19 protein-coding genes and 2 pseudogenes are annotated in these 20,022 nt (G+C 62.4%); 12 read left to right on the forward strand and 9 right to left on the reverse strand.

What is annotated here, in order from left to right; genetic code table 11:
• The first annotated feature begins 1,291 nt into the window (after positions 1-1,291).
• From M1E04_RS14230 to M1E04_RS14250, 5 genes are all read left to right on the forward strand, one after another.
• Positions 1,292-1,834 (forward strand): cysteine hydrolase family protein, encoded by a 543-nt coding sequence (locus M1E04_RS14230; RefSeq protein ID WP_296308947.1) that lies wholly within the window; start codon positions 1,292-1,294, stop codon positions 1,832-1,834.
• A gap of 14 nt (positions 1,835-1,848) precedes the next feature.
• Positions 1,849-2,802, forward strand: a complete 954-nt coding sequence (locus M1E04_RS14235; protein ID WP_456291547.1) for a 2-hydroxyacid dehydrogenase — start codon at positions 1,849-1,851, stop codon at positions 2,800-2,802.
• A gap of 232 nt (positions 2,803-3,034) precedes the next feature.
• The gene (locus tag M1E04_RS14240; protein ID WP_065991446.1) at positions 3,035-3,679 is read left to right on the forward strand and encodes an HAD family hydrolase; all 645 of its coding nucleotides are present in this window, start codon (positions 3,035-3,037) and stop codon (positions 3,677-3,679) included.
• Positions 3,680-3,761: 82 nt separating this feature from the next.
• On the forward strand, positions 3,762-4,982 hold the full coding sequence (locus tag M1E04_RS14245; protein ID WP_065991445.1) for a putative DNA modification/repair radical SAM protein: 1,221 nt from the start codon (positions 3,762-3,764) through the stop codon (positions 4,980-4,982).
• On the forward strand, positions 4,979-5,878 hold the full coding sequence (locus tag M1E04_RS14250) for a TIGR03915 family putative DNA repair protein (protein ID WP_065991444.1): 900 nt from the start codon (positions 4,979-4,981) through the stop codon (positions 5,876-5,878). The genes M1E04_RS14245 and M1E04_RS14250 overlap by 4 nt, the downstream gene beginning before the upstream one ends.
• A gap of 34 nt (positions 5,879-5,912) precedes the next feature.
• Here M1E04_RS14250 and M1E04_RS14255 read toward each other — a convergent pair whose 3' ends face one another.
• Positions 5,913-6,980 (reverse strand): alpha/beta hydrolase family protein, encoded by a 1,068-nt coding sequence (locus M1E04_RS14255; protein WP_065991443.1) that lies wholly within the window; start codon positions 6,978-6,980, stop codon positions 5,913-5,915.
• Positions 6,981-7,417: 437 nt separating this feature from the next.
• Positions 7,418-8,023 carry an FMN-dependent NADH-azoreductase gene (locus M1E04_RS14260; RefSeq protein WP_456291548.1) on the reverse strand — a complete coding sequence of 202 codons (606 nt, stop codon included), beginning with the start codon at positions 8,021-8,023 and terminating at the stop codon, positions 7,418-7,420.
• 971 nt (positions 8,024-8,994) lie between these two features.
• On the opposite strand from M1E04_RS14260, the gene M1E04_RS14265 reads away from it, so the two are divergent.
• Positions 8,995-9,198: a hypothetical protein gene (locus M1E04_RS14265; protein ID WP_456291549.1), complete on the forward strand. Its 204-nt coding sequence runs from the start codon at positions 8,995-8,997 to the stop codon at positions 9,196-9,198.
• Positions 9,199-9,249: 51 nt separating this feature from the next.
• On the opposite strand, the gene M1E04_RS14270 is transcribed toward M1E04_RS14265, so the two are convergent.
• Positions 9,250-10,185: a LysR substrate-binding domain-containing protein gene (locus M1E04_RS14270; RefSeq protein WP_369320080.1), complete on the reverse strand. Its 936-nt coding sequence runs from the start codon at positions 10,183-10,185 to the stop codon at positions 9,250-9,252.
• Positions 10,186-10,358: 173 nt separating this feature from the next.
• Between M1E04_RS14270 and M1E04_RS14275 the strand changes: the two genes are divergently transcribed.
• The 3 genes from M1E04_RS14275 to M1E04_RS14285 are packed head-to-tail and all read left to right on the forward strand — an operon-like array spanning position 10,359 to position 13,416.
• The gene (locus M1E04_RS14275; RefSeq protein WP_456291550.1) at positions 10,359-12,623 is read left to right on the forward strand and encodes a heavy metal translocating P-type ATPase; all 2,265 of its coding nucleotides are present in this window, start codon (positions 10,359-10,361) and stop codon (positions 12,621-12,623) included.
• Positions 12,620-13,027: a Cu(I)-responsive transcriptional regulator gene (cueR, locus tag M1E04_RS14280; protein ID WP_065991439.1), complete on the forward strand. Its 408-nt coding sequence runs from the start codon at positions 12,620-12,622 to the stop codon at positions 13,025-13,027. The genes M1E04_RS14275 and cueR overlap by 4 nt, the downstream gene beginning before the upstream one ends.
• A gap of 44 nt (positions 13,028-13,071) precedes the next feature.
• A complete protein-coding gene (locus M1E04_RS14285) occupies positions 13,072-13,416 on the forward strand; it encodes an MmcQ/YjbR family DNA-binding protein (RefSeq protein ID WP_192135650.1) in 345 nt (114 codons plus the stop codon).
• Positions 13,417-13,446: 30 nt separating this feature from the next.
• On the opposite strand, the gene M1E04_RS14290 is transcribed toward M1E04_RS14285, so the two are convergent.
• Together M1E04_RS14290 and M1E04_RS14295 are read right to left on the reverse strand one after the other, a co-directional pair.
• Entirely contained in the window at positions 13,447-13,890 is a 444-nt protein-coding gene (locus M1E04_RS14290) for a DUF1294 domain-containing protein (RefSeq protein ID WP_410929062.1), read from the reverse strand.
• Between the two features lie 7 nt (positions 13,891-13,897).
• Positions 13,898-14,728, reverse strand: coding sequence for an undecaprenyl-diphosphate phosphatase (locus tag M1E04_RS14295; RefSeq protein WP_369305862.1), 831 nt, complete (start codon positions 14,726-14,728; stop codon positions 13,898-13,900).
• 358 nt (positions 14,729-15,086) lie between these two features.
• Here M1E04_RS14295 and pnuC point away from each other — a divergent pair, with 358 nt between their 5' ends.
• Both pnuC and M1E04_RS14305 read left to right on the forward strand, forming a co-directional pair.
• Positions 15,087-15,650: a nicotinamide riboside transporter PnuC gene (gene pnuC, locus M1E04_RS14300; protein ID WP_296309595.1), complete on the forward strand. Its 564-nt coding sequence runs from the start codon at positions 15,087-15,089 to the stop codon at positions 15,648-15,650.
• A 5-nt stretch (positions 15,651-15,655) separates the two neighbouring features.
• Positions 15,656-16,180 (forward strand): AAA family ATPase, encoded by a 525-nt coding sequence (locus M1E04_RS14305; RefSeq protein ID WP_369320065.1) that lies wholly within the window; start codon positions 15,656-15,658, stop codon positions 16,178-16,180.
• A gap of 51 nt (positions 16,181-16,231) precedes the next feature.
• On the opposite strand, the pseudogene M1E04_RS14310 reads toward M1E04_RS14305, so the two are convergent.
• Both M1E04_RS14310 and M1E04_RS14315 read right to left on the reverse strand, forming a co-directional pair.
• A pseudogene (locus M1E04_RS14310) lies at positions 16,232-17,143 on the reverse strand (sigma 54-interacting transcriptional regulator); the annotation flags it as partial.
• Positions 17,144-17,212: 69 nt separating this feature from the next.
• Positions 17,213-17,584, reverse strand: a pseudogene (locus M1E04_RS14315) (VpsR-related response regulator); the annotation flags it as partial.
• Between the two features lie 388 nt (positions 17,585-17,972).
• Here M1E04_RS14315 and M1E04_RS14320 point away from each other — a divergent pair.
• Positions 17,973-18,239 (forward strand): hypothetical protein, encoded by a 267-nt coding sequence (locus tag M1E04_RS14320; RefSeq protein ID WP_065991433.1) that lies wholly within the window; start codon positions 17,973-17,975, stop codon positions 18,237-18,239.
• A 21-nt stretch (positions 18,240-18,260) separates the two neighbouring features.
• On the opposite strand, the gene M1E04_RS14325 is transcribed toward M1E04_RS14320, so the two are convergent.
• Together M1E04_RS14325 and M1E04_RS14330 are read right to left on the reverse strand one after the other, a co-directional pair.
• Positions 18,261-18,887 (reverse strand): vWA domain-containing protein, encoded by a 627-nt coding sequence (locus M1E04_RS14325; RefSeq protein WP_456293200.1) that lies wholly within the window; start codon positions 18,885-18,887, stop codon positions 18,261-18,263.
• 53 nt (positions 18,888-18,940) lie between these two features.
• Positions 18,941-19,981, reverse strand: coding sequence for an ATP-binding protein (locus tag M1E04_RS14330; protein WP_192135661.1), 1,041 nt, complete (start codon positions 19,979-19,981; stop codon positions 18,941-18,943).
• Positions 19,982-20,022: the final 41 nt, after the last annotated feature.

Raw genomic sequence — 20,022 nt, forward strand, 5'->3', positions numbered from 1 at the left:
ACTGGCTTTAGCCAGGAAGGCGTCTGACATCACGCCGCAAAATTGATGTCGTACACACCGGCCTCTTCCCGGCTGAAGCCGGTCCCACTGTCACACCGCGTACCTGTAGGACTGGCTTTAGCCGGGAAGGCGTCAGACATCACACTGCACAATTGATGTCGTCCACACAGGCCTGTTCCCGGCTAAAGCCGGTCCTACTGTCACACCGCGTACCTGTAGGACTGGCTTTAGCCGGGAAGGCGTCAGACATCACACTGCACAATTGATGTCGTCCACACAGGCCTGTTCCCGGCTGAAGCCGGTCCTACTGTCACACCGCGTACCTGGTAGGACTGGCTTTAGCCGGGAAGGCGTCAGACATCACACTGCACAATTGATGTCGTCCACACAGGCCTGTTCCCGGCTGAAGCCGGTCCTACATTCACATCGCGCACCTGGTAGGACTGGCTTTAGCCGGGAAGGCGTCGGACGTCACGCCGGAAAAATCGATGTCGTACACACTGGCCTGTTCCCGGCTGAAGCCGGTCCCACTGTCACACCGCGTACCCGGTAGGACTGGCTTCAGCCAGGAAAGCGTCGGACATCACGCCGCAAAATTGATGTCGTCCACACAGGCCTGTTCCCGGCTGAAGCCGGTCCTACTGTCACACCGCGCAACCGGTGGGACTGGCTTTAGCCGGGAAGGCGTCAATCATTACACTGCAAAATCGATGTTGTGCACACCGGCCTGTTCCCGGCTGAAGCCGGCCCTACATACACATCGCGCACCCGGTAGGACTGGCTTGAGCCGGGAAGGCGTCGGACGTCACGCCGGAAAAGCGATGTCGTACACACGGGCCTCTTCCCGCCTGAAGCCGGTCCTACTGTCACACCGCGTACCCGGTAGGACTGGCTTTAGCCGGAAAGGCGTCAGACATCACGCCGCAAAATCGATGTCGTACACACAGGCCTGTTCCCGGCTGAAGCCGGTCCCACTGTCACACCCCGTACCTGGTAGGACTGGCTTTAGCCGGGAAGGCGTCAGACATCACGCCGCACAATTGATGTCGTACACACTGACCTCTTCCCGGCTAAAGCCAGTCCCACTGTCACACCGCGTACCTGGTAGGACTGGCTTCAGCCGGGAAGGTGCCGATCATTACACTGCAAAATCGATGTCGTGCACACCGGCCTGTTCCCGGATGAAGCCGGTCCTACTGCCAGTATCGGGTTCAGTCTGTGCAGCGGCAGTGGTTCAGTTCTCGGGTAGGTATTACTCTCAACCACCCACCCCCTCAAGAAGGAAGCCCGAATGTCCAGCACAGCGCTCATCGTAGTTGATATCCAGAACGACTACTTCCCTGGCGGTAAATGGCCGCTGGTTGGCGCCGACGCCGCCGCGGACAACGCCGTCAAGGTGGTTCAGGCGGCCCGCGACGCCGGGGATCTGATCGTCTTCATCCTCCATGAGTCCGGTGCCGACGCGCCCTTCTTCACGCCTGGTTCCGAGGGCGCCAGGCTGCACCCCAAAGTCCTGAACCTCGAGCACGAGCCGGTGGTGCTCAAGCACTTCCCCAATTCGTTCCGCGACACCGGGCTGCAGGCGCTGCTTGAAGAAAAAGGCATCGAGCACCTGGTGATCATCGGCTCCATGAGCCACATGTGCATCGACGCCACCACCCGAGCGGCGGCGGACCTCGGCTACACCGTCAAAGTGATTCATGACGCCTGCGCCAGTCGTGACCTGGAGTTCAATGGCGATGTAGTGCCGGCCGCCCAGGTCCACGCCGCGTTCATGTCCGCACTGGGCTTCGCCTATGCCGAGGTGCTGAATACCGAAGCGTATCTGGCCTGATGAAGGAGAAAACAATGAGCGACAAGAAAGCCGACATTCTGGTCTGGGGTCCGATGCATGCCTCGCTGATGCACCACCTTGAGCGCGATTACAGCGTGCACAAACTCGCCGACATCCACGACATCGACGCCTGGGCCAGCCAACACGGGGCCAAGGTGCGCGGCGTCGTCACCAGCGGTGTGTTCGGCACCGACAATGCCCTTCTCGATCGGCTGCCAAACCTGGAAGTGGTCAGCAGCTTTGGCGTCGGCTACGACGCGGTGGACACCGAGTATCTGGCGCGCCGTGGCATCAAGCTGAGCAACACGCCCGAGGTCCTCAATAACGCCGTCGCCGAAACCGCCATGGCGCTGATGCTCTGCGTGTCCCGCCGCATCAGCGAAGCCGAGCGCTTCGTGCGGGCCGGCCAGTGGCCCAACGGCAAGTTTCCCCTCGGCAATGACCTGTGCGGCAAGACCTGCGGCATCGTCGGCCTGGGCAAGATCGGCAAGACCATCGCCAAGCGCGCCGCCGCGTTCGAAATGAACATCGCCTACTTCCGCCGTGGCCGCGCCTACGACGATGTGCCCTACCGGCACTACGGTGACCTTCGGGACCTGGCCCAGGACTCGGACTACCTGATCGTCATCGTCCCGGGCGGGCCGGACACCCAACACCTGATCGACGCCGACGTGCTTCGAGCCCTCGGTCCCAAGTCATTCCTGATCAACGTCGCCCGCGGCAGCGTCGTCGACGAGAAGGCCCTGGTCGCCTCGCTGATGGCCTCGGAAATCGCCGGGGCCGGCCTCGATGTGTTCGAAGACGAGCCCAACGTGCCCGCCGAACTGTGGAAGCTGGACAATGTGGTGCTCACGCCGCACATCGGCTCGGGGACCTACGAAACCCGCCAGGCCATGGCCGACCTGGTGTTCGCCAACGTCAGTGGTCATTTCGACAAGGGCACGCTGGTCACCCCGGTCGAGCTGTAACCGATGCGTCACGCGCAGGCCCGACGATGGAACCGTCGGCCTGCTCCCATGGCGGTTAGCCCTCCTGCACACCTTCCCCGTGGACTGGGTGCGCCATACCGTAAGTCAGTGACTGAACATCGACGCCAACTTTTCTGGATAATGCCGGTCGAACTGCCCCTACCCGCATTCCAGACACCTGAACACGCATTCCGGTCGAGAAAGCCCGATCGAGAGAGAAGGAGAGCCCTGTTTGAATATTGCCGGCGTCATTTTTGACTGCGACGGAACCCTGGTTGACAGCGAACGGCTGGCCGCCGGCCTGCTGCGCGACATACTCAACAAGCATCAAGTGTTGCTGAGCGTCGACGAAGTGCTGCAACGCTTTCGTGGCGTGCAGTTTGCGCTGTGCCTGGAAGGCCTGTGCCGCGATTATCCATGGCTGCCAAGCGACGAAATCGAACCCGAATTCCGCGCGCGCACCCTGCCGCTGCTGCAGGAACGCCTCGAAGAAATGCCCGGCGCAGTCGAATTCGTGCGCAACCTCTCGCTGCCCAAATGCGTGGCGTCCAACGGCCCGCGCAGCAAGATCGAAACCTGCCTGAGTACGGTCGGCCTGCTGGACGTGTTCCACGGCCTGATCGTCAGCGCCTATGAAGTGCAATCGTGGAAACCGTCCCCGATCCTGATCGAACACGCCGCCGAACTGCTGGGCCTGCCGCCCAATCAGTGTCTGCTGGTGGAAGACAGCATTCCGGGCGTTGAAGCAGGACTCGGCGCCGGCGCCCAAGTGGCGGGTTATGGCGACACGGATTTCTCGGCGTTCATGGACAACGCCAACTTTCATCGCGTCAAAGATTTCGGCGAATTGAAGGAATTGGTACAGCGCATCAGTTGATCGACCGGCCATCCATCCGATCGGCCCTTGTTCATCCCCGGCTAACTCGATACTGTACATAAAAACAGTATCGAGAAAATCCATGCAGCTGATCGACAAGCTGAGCATCCTCGCCGACGCCGCCAAGTACGACGCCTCCTGCGCCAGCAGCGCCGCACCCAAGCGCAGTTCCGAAGGCAAATCCGGCCTCGGATCGAGCACCGGCATGGGCATCTGCCACAGCTACACCCCCGACGGACGCTGTGTCTCGCTGCTGAAAATCCTCCTCACCAACTTCTGCCTGTACGACTGCCAGTACTGCGTGAATCGCCGGTCCAGCGACGTGCCGCGCGCACGTTTCAGCCCGGAAGAAGTGGTCACCCTGACCATGGACTTCTACCGCCGCAATTGCGTCAGCGGCCTGTTTCTCAGCTCCGGGATCATCCGCTCGGCGGACTACACCATGGAACAGCTGATCCGCGTCGCCAAGCTGCTGCGTGAAGAGCATGAATTCCGTGGCTACATCCACCTCAAAACCATCCCTGAAGCCGACCCTGCGCTGATCGAAGAAGCCGGTCGCTATGCCGATCGCCTCAGCGTCAATATCGAGCTGCCCACCCAGCTGGGCCTGCAAACCCTGGCACCGGAAAAGGAAATGGGCTCGATCAAGCAGGCCATGCAGACCATTTACACCGGTCAGCAAACCGTGCTCAACGAGCCGCGTGCGCCGAAATTCACGCCCGCCGGGCAAAGCACGCAGATGATTGTGGGCGCTGACGAAACCGATGACAGCACCATCCTGCACACCGCCGAATCCCTGTACGGCGATTTCCGCCTCAAGCGCGTCTACTACTCGGCGTTCAGCCCGATTCCGAACAGCCCGAAGAGCGTGCCCCACGCTGCGCCGCCACTGATGCGCGAGCACCGCTTGTATCAGGCTGATTTCCTGCTGCGCAGCTATGGCTACAGCGCGAACGAACTGCTGCAAGGCCCCGGTCATCTGGCCCTGGACATCGATCCGAAACTCGCCTGGGCGCTGGAGCATCGCGACATCTTCCCGCTGGACCTCAACCGCGCGGAGCCGGCGATGATCGCGCGAATCCCCGGCATCGGCATTCGCACCACCAAGCGTCTGGTCGAACTGCGCCGCCAACGTCGCATTCGTTATGAAGACCTGACCCGGCTGCGCTGTGTGCTGGCCAAGGCCAAGCCGTTCATCATTACCAGCGACTACCATCCGCGTCAGGCCGAGAGCTCGAGCATCGATTTACGCGAGCAACTGCGCGACAAACCGCAGCCGCAACAAATGGCGCTGTGGGGATGATCATTCTCGATTGCGCCGACTCATTCGACACCTGGCGGCAGCAGGCGCGCTGGCTGCTGAGCCACCAGATCAACCCGGACCAGGTGAGCTGGAGCGTGCAGCAGGACGCCGACCTCTTCGCCAGCGACGCCGATTACCCGGACGAGCCCGGCCCGTTTCGCGCGCGCATTCCCCTTGAATTGCTGGAACTGCTGCAGAACGCCGCGCAGTTCTGCGGCGACCAGCGCTGGACGCTGCTCTACGAAGTGCTCTGGCGGGTCAGTCACGGTGATCGCACGGCGATGCTGGCCGGGGACAAACTGGGCAGCGAACTGCACCGGCGCCTGAAACAGGTCAGCCGCGAAGCCCATCACTTGCACGCGTTCCTGCGCTTCGTGGCGCTGCCGGTGATCGACAATGCCGAAGACGTCGCGGCCAAGGCGGCGTTGCTGGAGATGTCTTGCCTGCCGGAATACGTCGCGTGGCACGAGCCCGCCCATGACATTCTGCGCACCGCCAGCGAGCACTTCATCGGGCGCATGGGCCGTCATCGCTGGATGATCGCAACGCCCAAAGACGGCGTGTTCTATGACGGCAAGCAGCTGATTCATCAGCCTGAATGCCCGGAGGCGTGGCAATCCCTGGCACGCAACGCCGATGATCCCCACGGCAATCTGTGGCTGACCTACTACAGCCACATCTTCAATCCGGCGCGGCTCAATCCGAAAGTCATGCAGGGTCATTTGCCGGCGAGGTTCTGGAAGAACTTGCCAGAGGGGCCGTTGATCCCGGCATTGATCAGCGAGGCGCGTACCGGCGGGCAGCGTGATGGTCAGGCGCGGGAGATTGCCGAGCGGCGCGGCAAAGTGATTCGGGGCAAACCGGCGGGGGCCTCACCCGCTTCAGAAGCCCCTTAAGCTGCGCGAGTCGGTCTGAGGTTTCCGCGCAGCGTTATTGATCGAGGCTGCTGACGGGATCAAATTCACGATGGGCGGCTGTCTGCATCCCGGCGGTGCCGAGGGGCGTACCCAACGCAGTGCCGAAAAAGCGCACGGCTTCGGTGCTCAGGTCGCGGTGAATACTTTCGCGATTGACGCCGATGGCGTCGGTGCACAGGCCCGGTTGGGTGGCCCGTTGCTCGTCATCACAGGGCGCCATGAACACAAAGTGTCCTGCGCCGGCAAACAACTTGAAATCCGAGACATCAGGGAGCTTGCGGGCCAATGCTTCAGCGTTCTTGTCGATGGCGAGCAATTCGTCGCCGTCGCCGCTGTACAGCAACACCGGCACGTGCACCTCAGCCAAGGTCTGCCGACCGAACATCAACCCCAGCGGCGCCATGAGCATCAAGGCCCCCACGCGGGGATCGGCTTGGGCGTGCAGGTCGTCACGGTCTGCCACCAGTTCGCCCTGGGTTTTGCAGGCGTCACGGTCCTGGGGGCGCTCGGTGCAGTAATGGCGCAGACGCTGCAGATCCGGCTGGGCGCCGGCGAGGATTAACGCCGTTTCGCCGCCCGCCGAATAACCGATCACCCCCACCCGACGCGCGCTGATGTACGGCGACAGCATCGGGTCGATCAGCGCGGCACTGATGGCTTCGGAGATTTGCAGCGGGCGACCGTAGAGATTGCTCAGGCTGCCCAGACGGCTGTGGTCCATGTAGTTGTCGCCCGGATGAAACACCGCCACGACGACAAAGCCCTTGCGCGCCAATGACGTCGCGAGGTCGTGCTGCGCCAGCGGCGTGCCGGTGTTGCCGTGGGACAGCATCAGCAGCGGGAAACGACCCATGGCAATGGTGGCGTCTTCCGACGCTTCAATCGGATACCCCTGAACGCGGGTGACGTGCTCATCGTCGGTGGACGGGTAAAAGGCATAGGCGTGCATGGGCCGGGAATCCAGCGGATCGAGAAACGTCAGCTCGTGAAAGCCCACGCTCCAGCTCTGCAGCTCACTGGCCTGCACCGAAATCAGGCTGCCCAGCAGGCTGATCATCATCACTGCACAAAGACGCATCATTGCAATGCCCCTCACCTTATCAATCCATCCCTGCCGATTCAGACGCTCAAGGCCTGAGGGCCCGTAAAAACGGCGTCTGTTGCTATCTGACCCGCGGGGTTCGATAACATTCCGAAACGTTTGAGGATCAAGGGTGCACAAGGCGGGCCAAGCTCGATGAATGAAAGACAGCGGCCGCCGTTTGACGCAGAACAGACCGATTGGGCCGGCATTCTACGGTGCTGCAACGAGATTACGCGCAAAGATCTTATAAAGCCTGTCGCGGGGCTGAATGACAGGACGCTAAAGCCGAGGGGACAGCCGAGGGGGACTGATTTAGAGAGCCAAGGGGGACTGATTTATTTACAGCGCTTCACCGTAAATCAATCTGTCCCCCTTCGGCTGCTGAGGGTTTACCTGACCGGGAAGGTCGCGTGTATCCCTGCGGGTTGGTCGGGTCAGGCGAACAGCGTTTCGCTGATGTTCTTTTGCGCGGCGGCCATGGCAGCGGCGCGCGGCTCCTCACCATAAGCCAGGCCTTCGGCCACAACGAATTGCAGGTCGGTGACGCCGATGAAACCGAATACCACCTTGAGCAAGTCATTATGGCCTACGCCGCTCGGCAGGCCCTGATGCAGACCGCCAGTGGTCGAAACGACGATCACTTTCTTGCCCTTGCACAGACCTTCCGGGCCCGCCTCGGTGTAACGGAACGTGCGGCCTGCCACACAGATCCGGTCGATCCACGCCTTCAACTGGCTCGGGATGCTGAAGTTGTACATCGGCGCACCGATGACCACCACGTCCGCCGACAGAAACTCCGCCAGCGTCGCTTCGTTGGTCTCCACGTCCAGCGTCTGCGCCGCATCGCGGCCCTCCAACGGCGTCCCGGCAGCAGCCAGCGTCGCGCCGGAGAAATGATTGAGTGGCTCATTCGCCAGATCGCGGTACACCACCTGAGTGTCCGGGGCAGAAGCGGTGAAAGCCTCCACAACACTGCGGCTCAACTGACGCGAAGCGGAGTGATCGCCGAGGATGCTGGAATCGATGTGCAAGAGTTTCATAAAGTGCTCCCAAGGTGAGAATCGCCGCCGGGCGATCAAGTGGCTTCATCCTACCTTGAGAGGTAATAAGTGATTAGAGGGTGCAAATGCATTTGATCGTCTCACATACAGGACAATCAAAAGATGGAGCATCGATGCTGGTTTAAAGAATGCTAAAAAACCTGACATTCATAGTGTTCACACCGGCCCCTTCCCGGCTAAAGCCGGTCCCACAAACACCGCGCGCATTCAGCAGGACCGCCGCCGACGGTAGGACCGGCTTCAGCCGGGAAGCTCTTGATCTTCTTTTGATCTTGATCTTCATACACAAAAAGCCCAGACGCCGCAGAACGCGACTTTGGTGCAGGCTGAACGCAGGTCTCGCGCAGTGGGCCGAGCGGCACGGATGCCGCGAGAGCCGCCCCCCGCCATGGATGGCGGATGGCGGCGGGCCACGGAGCGAGACCGGAGTGAAGGAACCCGACGAAGTCGGGCCAAACCAGGAGCAGGCACCCTTGGTTACTTGGGGATGGTGCGACTTTCGACTTTTCCAAGTAACTCGCCGAAGGCGAAACAGTCTGCCCCCAGGCAGACGCTCTTGATTTCAAAGAACCTTGATCTTTATCTTGATCTTGAAAAACCCGGGGACAGATTAATTTACGGTGAAGCGCTGTAAATAAATCAGTCCCCTACAGCTTCCTGACATTGATGGCGTTCAAACTGGCCCCTTCCCGGCTGAAGCCGGTCCTACAAACACCGCGTGCATTCAGCAGGACCGCCGCCGACGGTAGGACCGGCTTCAACCGGGAAGCTTCTGATCTGCTTTAAAGCGCTTTTGATCTTCATGCGCAAAAAGCCCAAACACCGCCAATCGCGACTTGGGTGCAGGCTGAACGCAGGTCTCGCGCAGTGGGCCGAGCGGCACGGATGCCGCGAGAGCCGCCCCCCGCCATGGATGGCGGATGGCGGCGGGCCCACGGAGCGAGACCGGAGTGAAGGAACCCGACGAAGTCGGGCCCAACCAGGAGCAAGCACCTTTGGTTACTTGGGGTGCTCTTCCAAGTAACTCGCCGAAGGCGAAACAGTCTGCCCCCAGGCAGACGCTCTTGATTTTAAAGAACCTTGATCTTGATCTTGATCTTGATCTTGATCTTGAAAAACCCGGGGACAGATTAATTTACGGTGAAGCGCTGTAAATAAATCAGTCCCCTACAGCTCTACAGCTAGTCCCCTACAGCTTAAGTCCCCTACAGCTTGCCGGCCAACTCACACGCCTCCCGATCCGCCTTCGCATTCAACCCAAAATCCTCCGCCAGCAAATCCACCAACCCCCGCACCGACGGCAATAACCCCCGGCGAGACGGAAACACCGCATGAATCAGCCCGCTTGGCGGCCGAAACCCCGGCAACAACTCAACCAGCCGCCCCTCATGCAACGAATGCCGAACCATAATCTCCGGCATCTGCACCACCCCCACCCCCTCCACCGCCGCCCGGTGCAACGCATCCAGATCCGACGACACAAAGCGTGGCTGATGGGCAACCTCGATCCGCTCACCACCCGGCCCGATCAACGCCCAACGGTGCTCACGGTTTGCCGGCGCCAGATCCATACTCGGCAGCCCCACCAACTCCTGCGGCGTTCGAACCACCTTACCCTCCAGCAGCGACGGACGAACCACCAACCGCTGATGGCTTTCCCCCAACACCTTCATCACCAGATTCTCGTCCTCCAGCGGCGGAAAACGCACCCTTAGCGCGATGTCATAGCCCTCCCCCAACACATCCACCCGTCGGTTCGTGCTCTCCACCTGAACCTGCACTTTCGGGTGCAGCACCATAAACTTGACGATCGTGTCGCTCACCCCCATCGCACCCAGCGCCGGTGGGCAACTGATGCGCACGATGCCCTGGGGTTCGGACCTCGACTGCTCAACCACCTTCTCCGCCGCATCGGCCTCCACCAGCATCGCCACGCAATGACGGTAGTAATCCAGCCCCACCTCGGTCACCGTGAACTTGCGCGTGGTGCGCTGGATCAGACGTACCCCGAGCCGATCTTCCAGTTGAGCAATGCGGCGGCTGAGCTTGGTCTTCGGTACGTCGATCTTGCGCGCGGCGGCGGCGAACCCCTTGTTCTCGACCACCTGCACGAAGTAGTACAAATCGTTGAAGTCGTACACGGTATGCCGCTCGCCTGGCCGAAAGGGTCCGCGATTGTCGCAGGTTGCAAATGGGCTGTCCTGCGCCGCGGCGGACAAACGATCCGGCCAGAAAAACATCGGTTACGCACCTTGACCTTGCCAGAAGGGCAAGGTTGATCCTTACTGGCAATCGACTTACCGGAGTGTCCACGATGCCCAGTCCCGCAACATTCGATCTGCCTATCGCCGGCATGACCTGCGCCAGTTGCGCAGGCCGGGTCGAGCGCGCGTTGCGCAAAGTGCCCGGCGTCCAGGTCGCCACGGTCAACCTCGCCAACGAACGCGCCCACGTCGAAGTCAGCGGGCAGATCGACCCCGCCGTGCTGGTGGCGGCCGTCGACAAGGCTGGCTACAGCGCCAGCCTCGAACAGGATTCAGCCGTCCAGCAGGCCGACCAGCGCCAACGCCACAACACCGAGCGCTGGCAACTGATACTTGCCATTGTCCTGGCGCTGCCGCTGGTGGTGCCAATGCTGCTGCAGCCGTTCGGCGTCCACGGGATGCTGCCGGCGTGGTTGCAGTTTGCCCTGGCCACCCCCGTACAATTCCTCCTCGGCGCGCGCTTTTACGTCGCCGCCTGGAAAGCCGTGCGCGCCGGTTCCGGCAACATGGACTTGCTGGTCGCGCTGGGCACCAGTGCCGGATATGGGCTGAGCATCTACCAATGGTTGAGCGCTGCGCCCGGGACGATGCCGCACCTGTATTTCGAGGCGTCGGCGGTGGTGATCGCACTGGTCCTCCTCGGCAAATACCTCGAAAGCAGCGCCAAGCGCCAGACCGCCAGCGCCATTCGGGCGCTGGAGGGATTACGCCCTGAACGCGCGATCAAGCGGGTGGACGGCCAGGACATGGAGGTCGCCATCAGCACACTGAGCATTGGCGATCAGGTGGTAGTAAAACCCGGCGAGCGCTTCCCGGTGGATGGCGAGGTGATCGAAGGCCAGAGCCACGCCGACGAAGCCCTGATCAGCGGCGAGAGCCTGCCGGTCCCCAAGCAACCCGGCGACAGGGTCACCGGTGGCGCGATCAATGGCGAGGGCCGCCTGCTGATCAGCACTCAGGCACTGGGCGCAGAAACCGTGCTGGCGCGCATCATCCGTCTGGTGGAAGACGCGCAGTCAGCCAAGGCGCCGATCCAGAAACTGGTCGACAAGGTCAGCCAGGTGTTCGTGCCGGTGGTCCTGCTGATTGCCCTGGCGACGCTGGTCGGCTGGCTGATGGCCGGCGCGTCGCTGGAGGCCGCGGTGATCAACGCCGTCACCGTGCTGGTCATCGCCTGCCCCTGTGCCCTCGGGCTGGCCACGCCGACTGCGATCATGGCCGGCACCGGCGTGGCCGCCCGCCACGGCATTTTGATCAAGGACGCCGAAGCCCTTGAACGCGCCCATGAAGTCACCACGGTGGTCTTCGACAAGACCGGCACGCTGACCTCCGGCACGCCGCGCATTGCCCACATGGCCGCCCTCGACGGTGATGAAAACGCCCTGCTGCAACTGGCCGGTGCGCTGCAGCGTGGCAGCGAACACCCGTTGGCCAAAGCGGTGCTGGACGTGACCACAGAACGCGGCCTGAACCTGGGGGACGTCAGCAACAGCCGCGCGCTGGCCGGACGCGGTATCGCCGGCACCCTGGACAGCCGCGAACTGGCGCTGGGCAATCAGCGCCTGCTGCAAGAAAGCGGCTTGCTGCAAGAAAGCAACTTGACCGGGCTCGACCTGTACGGGCGGGCTCAGGCCTGGGAAGCCGAAGGCCGCACGCTGTCCTGGCTGATCGAACTGAGCCCGCAGCGTCAGGTGCTCGGCTTGTTTGCCTTCGGCGACACGCTCAAGACCGGCGCGGTTGAGGCCATCGCGCAACTGACCGCCCGGCACATCAGCAGTCACCTGCTGACGGGAGACAATCGCGGCAGCGCCAGGGTCGTCGCGCAGGCGCTGGGCATCAACGACGTGCACGCCGAAATACTGCCCGCCGACAAAGCCGCCACCGTCGTGGCCCTGAAAAAAACCGGCGTGGTGGCGATGGTCGGTGACGGCATCAACGACGCCCCTGCCCTGGCCGCTGCCGACATCGGCATCGCCATGGGCGGCGGCACGGACGTGGCCATGCACGCCGCCGGCATCACCCTGATGCGCGGCGACCCGCGGTTGATCCCGGCCGCGCTGGACATCAGCCGCAAGACCTACGCAAAGATCCGGCAAAACCTCTTCTGGGCCTTCGTCTATAACCTGATCGGCATTCCGCTGGCCGCGTTCGGTCTACTCAATCCGGTCCTGGCAGGTGCAGCCATGGCCTTGTCCAGCGTCAGCGTGGTGAGCAACGCCCTGCTGTTGAAAACCTGGACACCCAAAGACCAAGCCAACGACGAACCTATAGACGCCCCCAACTACCAGCCCAACGACACGGGAGACGCTTCATGAACATCGGACAAGCCGCCAAACGCAGCGGCCTCAGCGCCAAGATGATTCGCTACTACGAATCCATCGGCCTGCTCCCTGCCGCTGCCCGCACCGACAGCGGCTATCGCTTGTACGGCCCGGACGAGCTGCACACCCTGGCGTTCATCAAACGCTCGCGGGATCTGGGGTTTTCCCTGGAAGCGGTCGGCAAACTGCTGACCCTGTGGCAAGACCGCGGCCGTGCCAGTGCCGACGTCAAGGCGCTGGCCCACCAGCACATCGCCGAACTCAATCAGAAAATCGAGGAATTGGCCGGGCTGCGTGACACCCTGCAGAACCTGGTCAGCCACTGCCAGGGCGATCGCCGCCCGGACTGTCCGATTCTGGCGGACCTGGCGTCGAATGGAGGTCGCGCCCATGGGTAACCCACGCACTCGTATACCCCTCACCGCCCTTCAGGAACATGCCGATGCAGATTGAAGACGTCGCCGCGTTCTGCCTGAATCTTCCCGGCGCGCGGGAGGATTACAAATGGGGCGGCGTCAGGGTGTTCTCCATCGCCGACACCAAGATGTTCGCGGTGATGGGCCTGGCCGGGAACGACCTGTCGTTCAAGGTCGGCGCCGAGCTGTTCCTCGGCTACGTCGACCGTCCGGGCGTGCGACCTGCGCCTTACCTGGCCCGCGCCCACTGGATCACCCTGACCTACCCGTTCGCCATGGGCGAAGACGAGCTAAAGGAAGCGCTGATCCGCTCCCACCAGTTAGTAGTCGGCAAGCTGTCGAAGCGCCGCCAGGTGGCGTTGAAACTGTAAACGGGTCCATCCAGCGTTTCTGCAAGCCATTCAATACAAGTGGCGCGAAATCAGGCGACCGCCGAACAGCAAGCGGTCGATCCAGAACAATTCGTGCAGCAGCACAATCAGCCAGAACACCAGCTGGTACGAAAACTTGCGGGTCTTGTGGCGAAACACTTGCTGGGCCAGCAGCGCACCCGGCCACCCGCCCAGCAGTTCGCTCACGTGCAGCAGCTTTTCCGGCGTCCGCTGGCCGCCGCGCTGGGCCTGCTTCTTGTCCCAGCCGTAAAACCCAAAGGCGACAACGCTCATCAGCCCGTAGATCGCCGCCGGCAGCCAGCTGCCACCGCGGGTCCAGTAGGTGACGACGCCGTAGACCGGCAAGCCGCACAGCAACAGCATCGCCAGCAGCTTGAGTTTCAGAAAGCGCACGGCGACAGGCTTGGCGGCGGCCGAGCGCCCCGGGTGTTGCGATTCGGAACGTTGAGTCATCGGAAGATCAGCCCTGCACACTGGACCAGTCGACCCAGCCGAATTGCCAGGTCGCGAGAATCAGCAGACCGAAGGCGATGCGGTACCAGGCGAACACGTCGTAGCTGTGGGTGGCAATGAACTTGAGCAGGCCGCGAACGGCGATCATGGCGAAGATGAACGCGGCGATGAAGCCGATGGCGAACACCGGCAGATCATCGGGCTGGAACAGGTGGCGGTATTTGTACCCCGAGTACACCGAAGCCGCGATCATGGTCGGCATCGCCAGAAAGAACGAAAACTCGGTGGCGGTCTTGCGTGACAGGCCGAACAGCAGCCCGCCGATGATGGTCGAGCCCGATCGCGAAGTACCCGGAATCATCGCCAGGCATTGCGCGAAGCCGACCTTCAACGCATCCACCCAAGTCATCTCATCCACGGTTTCGGCGTGAATCACATGCTCGCGGCGCTCGGCCCAGAGCATGATGAAGCCGCCGACCACCAGTGCAACGGCCACTGTGATCGGGTTGAACAGGTATTCGTGGATCAGATCGGAAAACAGCACCCCGAGCACCATGGCCGGCAACACGCCGACGATGAGGTTGGCGGTGAAACGCCGGGCTTCGGGCCGGGTCGGCAGCCCGGTGACCACGTCGAGGATCTTGCGACGAAACTCCCACATCACCGCCAGGATTGCCCCCAACTGAATAATGATATTGAACGCCATCGCGCGCTCGCCGCCAAAACCGATCAGGTCCGCAACGATGATCTGATGACCCGTGCTGGAAATTGGCAAAAACTCCGTCAGCCCTTCTACAACCCCAAGTATCAGCGCCTGTGCAGCGGTCCAAAGATCCATCATTCCCCCGGCTGGAACCTGCTCATGGCACGGCTCTCTTGATATGTATTACAAACTGTTGCGCGAACGATAAACGGTCAAACGTAAAAAAAGCATGAACGTTACAGCGCTCTGCCTCGGGCATGAGCGCGGCGATGCTAGCAGACCTTTCTGACGAACGCGCTAGCATGAATACTGGCGCGAAGGCTTTGACGTTTACCCCATCGTCGTTACATTGCCTCTATGAACCCGACGTGCTGCCCGGGATGTTTTTCTACCGCCTTTTCAGATGCTTCCGACGCATCATCGCGTCCCACCTCGGGCCATAAAGCGCCTACAATCGCCGACCCGTTTTTCCACCGTCTCTTCAGGAGTTGCCATGTCAGGGCTTGAGCTGTTTGCCGCTGCACTCGGTGTCATTGCCGTCTGGCTGACAGTCAAACAGAACCCATGGTGCTGGCCGATCGGTCTGGTCATGGTGTTGCTCTACACCTGGATCTTCTTCGACGTGAAGCTCTACTCCGACATGCTGTTGCAGGTGGTGTACGCCGTGCTGCAGCTGTATGGCTGGTGGCAGTGGACCCGCCGTGGCGCGGCGGACAACGGCCGCATCGTCACCTCGCTGGGCAGCGGCAGCCTGTTGCTCAGCCTGGTCGCCGGCGCCGTGGTCAGCGTTGTCCTTGGCGCGGCCATGGCCCATTTCACCGACGCCGCGCAACCCTGGCTCGACGCCACACTGACCGGTTACAGCCTGGTCGCGCAGGTCTGGATGGCGCAAAAGCGGGTGCAGTGCTGGCCGCTGTGGATCCTGCTCGACGTGATCTTCGTGGGCCTGTTTCTCTATAAAGCGCTGTACCTCACCGCGGGTCTGTACGCGCTGTTCACCCTGCTCGCCGTGCAGGGCTGGCGCGACTGGCGCGCCGACCCCGCGCTGGCGCGTTGACCGGTATGAAAGTGCTGGTACTGACAGGGCCCGAATCCAGCGGCAAGAGCTGGCTGGCGGAAGAGATTCAGCGGCAGTTCGGCGGCGTGCGGGTGGGCGAGTACGTGCGCCAGTTCATCGATGAGGTACAGCGGGACACCTGCTACGCCGACATCGACGTCATTGCCCGGGAACAACTGGCCCGTGAGGACGCCGCGCGGTCGCTCAAACCGTCACTGCTGATCCTCGACACCCATTTGCTCAGCAACGTCCTCTGGAGCCGTGCGCTGTTCAACGACTGCCCGGCGTGGATCGAAACCGCCCTCGCCGAGCGCCACTACGATCTGCACCTGCTGCTGTCCCCGGAGGGGGTCGAATGGGTCGGCGACGGTCAGCGTTGCCAGCCAGACCTGGCCGAGCGCCAGGCATTCTTCGAGGCCAGCCGGCAATGGCTGGTGGCCCACGGGCAGCCTTTCGAGGTGATTGGCGGGAGCTGGAGCCACCGCAGTGAGCAAGCACTGCAGCGGGTCAGCCAACTGATCAATGACTGAGAGCCTGCACGCCGGAGGTGAACGCCGGCGGCTGCATCGCTCAAGGCCGGATCAACGAATCTGATGCTTGTGCAGCAGGCGATAGAACGTTGGCCGAGAAATACCGAGCACTTTGGCGGCCACGCTGAGGTTGTCGCTGTGACGGGTCAACACATCACACAGCGCTTGCCGTTCCGCCCGGGACTTGTACTCATCCAGAGTGGCCATGCTGGTGCTGATCTCTTCTTCGCCCAGCAGCCCCAGGTCGAACGCTTCGATCTGCCGCCCTTCCGCCAGCACCAGCCCGCGACGCACCCGGTTCTCCAACTCCCGCACGTTGCCGGGCCAGTCGTGCTTGCCCATGGCAACCAGCGCGTCCTGACTGAAATTGCGTGCCCGCCGGCCGGTTTCCCGGCTGTAGAACTGGGCGAAGTGATTGGCCAGCAACGCCAGATCACCGTGCCGCTCGCGCAACGGCGCAGTGCCGACCTGCAACACGTTGAGCCGGTAATACAGGTCTTCGCGAAACCGCTTCATGCGAATTGCCGCTTCCAGATCGACGTGGGTCGCCGCCAGCACGCGCACATCCACCGGGACACGCTCCCCCGCCACTTCAATGTGCCGATCCTGCAGGAACCGCAGCACATTCGCCTGGACCTCCAGGGGCAAATCGCCGATCTCGTCGAGAAACAGGGTGCCGCCATTGGCCTCTTCAATGCGCCCCGTCCTGCGCTGGCGTGTTGCGTCTCCCGCGTCAGCGGTGCCGAACAACTCTTCCTGCAGCCATTGCTCCGACATCGCCCCGCAGTTGACCGAAATGAAGGGTTGATCGCGGCGCTGGGACTGAGCATGCAGCGTGCGTGCGATCAACTCCTTGCCCGTCCCGCCTTCGCCACGGATCAGCACCGGTGATTCGGTGGGCGCCAGCTTGCTCAGCAATCGGCGCAACTCGCGCATCGGCCGGCTTTCCCCCAGCAATTGCTGGCCAGGGTTCTCTCCAAAGGGGGCGCCTTTGCCATAACCGCCACCGCCGGCAACGCTGGCGCCTTTGGCACGCAGCCGCGCCATGCCGTAGGCGCGCCCCAGCGTGATCTGCACGCGGGCGACGTCGAAGGGCAAGGTATGGAAATCGAAGAACCACTCACAGACAAAATCACCGATGTGCTCGCGGCGCAGGTCCTCGCTGGTCAGCACGGCGATCCATTCGGTGTTGCTTCGAGAGATAAGGGACTTGACCACTTCAGGGTGTTCGAAATGCTCGGGCAGCAGGCGGATGAGGCCAACGTCACAGGGACGCAACGCGGCCTCTTCAAGGGTGCAGCTGTCGACATCCCACCCGGCAATGCGCAGGCCGGGGACCAGTTGCAGACATTCCTCGCACGGTTCGACGATCAGCAGGCGGCGTATGGAGGCCAGATCATGCATGTGAGTTTCCTTGGCGCCGGGGTCGCGTAGTGATCCATGGAGAAAACATTCTTATAAACAGTGCCTTGTGAAGGCCGATTGACACCATAGCAAGGTTTCTGACGCCCCCTTGGATCGATTCTGTATAAGCCTAAGATCGAAACGTGCTTAGCGTTTATGTACACCATCAAGCGCGCTTGGCAGTGAAGAACCAGGCCTCGCAGGAGTTTGGCTCACGCGCGGCAAGGAAGCGCGGCAAAAGTGCCGCTTAAAATAAATCAAGAAATTTCAAAATGGGTGTGACTCAGCCCTGGGGGACGGTCATCAGTACAAGTAGCAACACCAGACGCCACCGAGCGATACGCCCGCCGCCGGTGCACAACGTACACGGGCACTTTGAGGACAGTCCATGAACGCCCCCTTGCGCTTCAACGATGCTTTGCTGATTGCCGGTCACGCCTTTGAACCCTTCCAGTGCGTGGCCTGGGCCCCACAGGATGGCAACGGCGAACTGAGCCTCACCGTCATCGACCGCACCAGCACCCGCATTGGCCGCAAGCAGATCCCCAGCAGCGCCTATTCCGATCCGAAGCAACTGGCGCAGTTTCTCGAACAGGCCCGGGCTGAAATCAGCGGCGAAGGCTACAGCCTCGAGCCGTGGACCATGCCCGCCTGAGACCCGAACGACGACGTGCGCTCAGCACTCGTCGATGTGGCGGTAGTCAGCGTTGAGTTGCACGGCGATGTCCCGGGCGCGGCCCAGCCGTATGGGCCCACGCTCGATGTCGATAAGCAGCACGGGGCCGCTGAACAAAGGAAGCGGCTGCGCCGGTCGTGTTGATAGCGCCGGTATGTCCTTGACCCGCCCGTCAGTGAGAATCAGCACCCGTTGCTGTTCCGCCGGGCAGCGCTTGTGCCGTTTTGCAGACCATTCAGCCGCCTGATTGATCGCATCCCACAGCGGTGTGCCGCCCCCCGCACCCAATGCATCGAGCCACGGCTGCAACCCGGCGCTGGCTTTCAGGCCCTGGTGCTGCCAGCGCGCGCCGGTGCCGCTGGCGGTGAGCAAGGCCAATCTGGCGCGCTGCCGATACGCATCATCGAACAACCCCGCCAACAAACCCTTTGCCTGACTCAACGCGTGATTGCGCCGGGTCGATGCCGACGCGTCGACGATCACCAGCCAGAGCTGCTCCGGCCGGCGACTGCGGGGCTGATGCACCAGATCGCTGCGAACCCGGGGGCGCCCACGGAGCAAGGTGGGCAGCCAGGCAATCGCGCCTTCTGCACCCGCGCGGGCCGCGCCGTTTCGGCCGCCGCCCAGTGCACCCGGTCGAGGGCTGGCATTCGCCCCCTTCGACAACCGGGGGCGAATGCCTAGGGCTTTTTTGGCCAGTGGGGCACTTCTTTGCGGTGACCCGTCTGCACGGTGCGGGCAGGCAACTCACCCCAACTGCCCTCGCCTGTTTCCGGCGATTCAGGTTGCCGCGGAGCACCGTCATCGGGTTTCGGCGGGGTTTGTTGTGATGGCGCAGGCGGCTGGGATTGCGGTTGTTGGGGCGGTTGCGGTTCGCGACGACGGTGACGCAGTGCAAAGTCGGCGACGGCGTCGATGTCCGCCTCGGCGATATGCGCAGCGCCACGCCAGGCAGCATGGGCACGGGCCGCGCGCAACCAGACCAGGTCCGCCCGCATACCGTCGACCCCGGCGGCAAAGCAGCGCTCGGTGATCAGGCCCAGACTGGCATCATCCAGTTCAATGCTCGGCAACAGCCCCCGCGCGCTTTCACAACGGGTCTGCAACGCCAGCTGTTGCGGGGCCCATTGCTGACAGAAGGCTTCGGGCGCGGCGTCGAAATCCAGCCGACGGCGAATGATCTGCCCGCGCTGTTGCGGCATTGTCTGCCCGCTCAACGCCACGTTCAGGCCGAAACGGTCAAGCAACTGCGGGCGCAGTTCGCCTTCTTCCGGGTTCATGGTGCCGATCAGCACAAAGCGCGCCGCGTGGCGATGGGAAATGCCATCGCGCTCCACCAGATTGACCCCGCTGGCGGCGACGTCCAGCAGCAAGTCGACCAAGTGGTCCGGAAGCAGGTTGACTTCATCGACGTACAGCACGCCGCCGTCCGCCTTGGCCAGGACCCCCGGGGAGAACGCCGCGCGGCCCTCGCCCAACGCGGCGTCAAGGTCCAGCGTGCCGACCAGGCGTTCTTCCGTAGCGCCCAGGGGCAGTGTGACGAACTGACCGCTGGCCAGTAAATCCGCGAGCCCTCGGGCCAGGGTCGATTTGGCCATGCCCCGCGGGCCCTCGATCAGCACGCCACCGATTTTCGGGTCGATGGCGGTCAGGCACAGGGCGAGCTTCAGGTCATCGGCACCGACGACGGCGGCCAGGGGGAAATGAGGGGTGTCGGTCATGTTCGATTCTCGTCAAGCCGCGGGGCAGTCATGTGGTTCAA

The sequence above is a fragment of the Pseudomonas sp. AK106 genome (assembly GCF_053903055.1).

Bases quoted from the DNA above. Each gene is read 5' to 3' on its own strand.
- pnuC (WP_296309595.1), top strand. From the start codon at position 15,087: ATGTCAGGGCTTGAGCTGTTTGCCGCTGCACTCGGTGTCATTGCCGTC.
- M1E04_RS14295 (WP_369305862.1), bottom strand. From the start codon at position 14,728: ATGGATCTTTGGACCGCTGCACAGGCGCTGATACTTGGGGTTGTAGAA.
- M1E04_RS14260 (WP_456291548.1), bottom strand. From the start codon at position 8,023: ATGAAACTCTTGCACATCGATTCCAGCATCCTCGGCGATCACTCCGCT.
- M1E04_RS14305 (WP_369320065.1), top strand. From the start codon at position 15,656: ATGAAAGTGCTGGTACTGACAGGGCCCGAATCCAGCGGCAAGAGCTGG.
- M1E04_RS14320 (WP_065991433.1), top strand. From the start codon at position 17,973: ATGAACGCCCCCTTGCGCTTCAACGATGCTTTGCTGATTGCCGGTCAC.
- M1E04_RS14230 (WP_296308947.1), top strand. From the start codon at position 1,292: ATGTCCAGCACAGCGCTCATCGTAGTTGATATCCAGAACGACTACTTC.
- cueR (WP_065991439.1), top strand. From the start codon at position 12,620: ATGAACATCGGACAAGCCGCCAAACGCAGCGGCCTCAGCGCCAAGATG.
- M1E04_RS14330 (WP_192135661.1), bottom strand. From the start codon at position 19,981: ATGACCGACACCCCTCATTTCCCCCTGGCCGCCGTCGTCGGTGCCGAT.
- M1E04_RS14250 (WP_065991444.1), top strand. From the start codon at position 4,979: ATGATCATTCTCGATTGCGCCGACTCATTCGACACCTGGCGGCAGCAG.
- M1E04_RS14245 (WP_065991445.1), top strand. From the start codon at position 3,762: ATGCAGCTGATCGACAAGCTGAGCATCCTCGCCGACGCCGCCAAGTAC.
- M1E04_RS14275 (WP_456291550.1), top strand. From the start codon at position 10,359: ATGCCCAGTCCCGCAACATTCGATCTGCCTATCGCCGGCATGACCTGC.
- M1E04_RS14285 (WP_192135650.1), top strand. From the start codon at position 13,072: ATGCAGATTGAAGACGTCGCCGCGTTCTGCCTGAATCTTCCCGGCGCG.
- M1E04_RS14255 (WP_065991443.1), bottom strand. From the start codon at position 6,980: ATGATGCGTCTTTGTGCAGTGATGATGATCAGCCTGCTGGGCAGCCTG.
- M1E04_RS14290 (WP_410929062.1), bottom strand. From the start codon at position 13,890: ATGACTCAACGTTCCGAATCGCAACACCCGGGGCGCTCGGCCGCCGCC.
- M1E04_RS14235 (WP_456291547.1), top strand. From the start codon at position 1,849: ATGAGCGACAAGAAAGCCGACATTCTGGTCTGGGGTCCGATGCATGCC.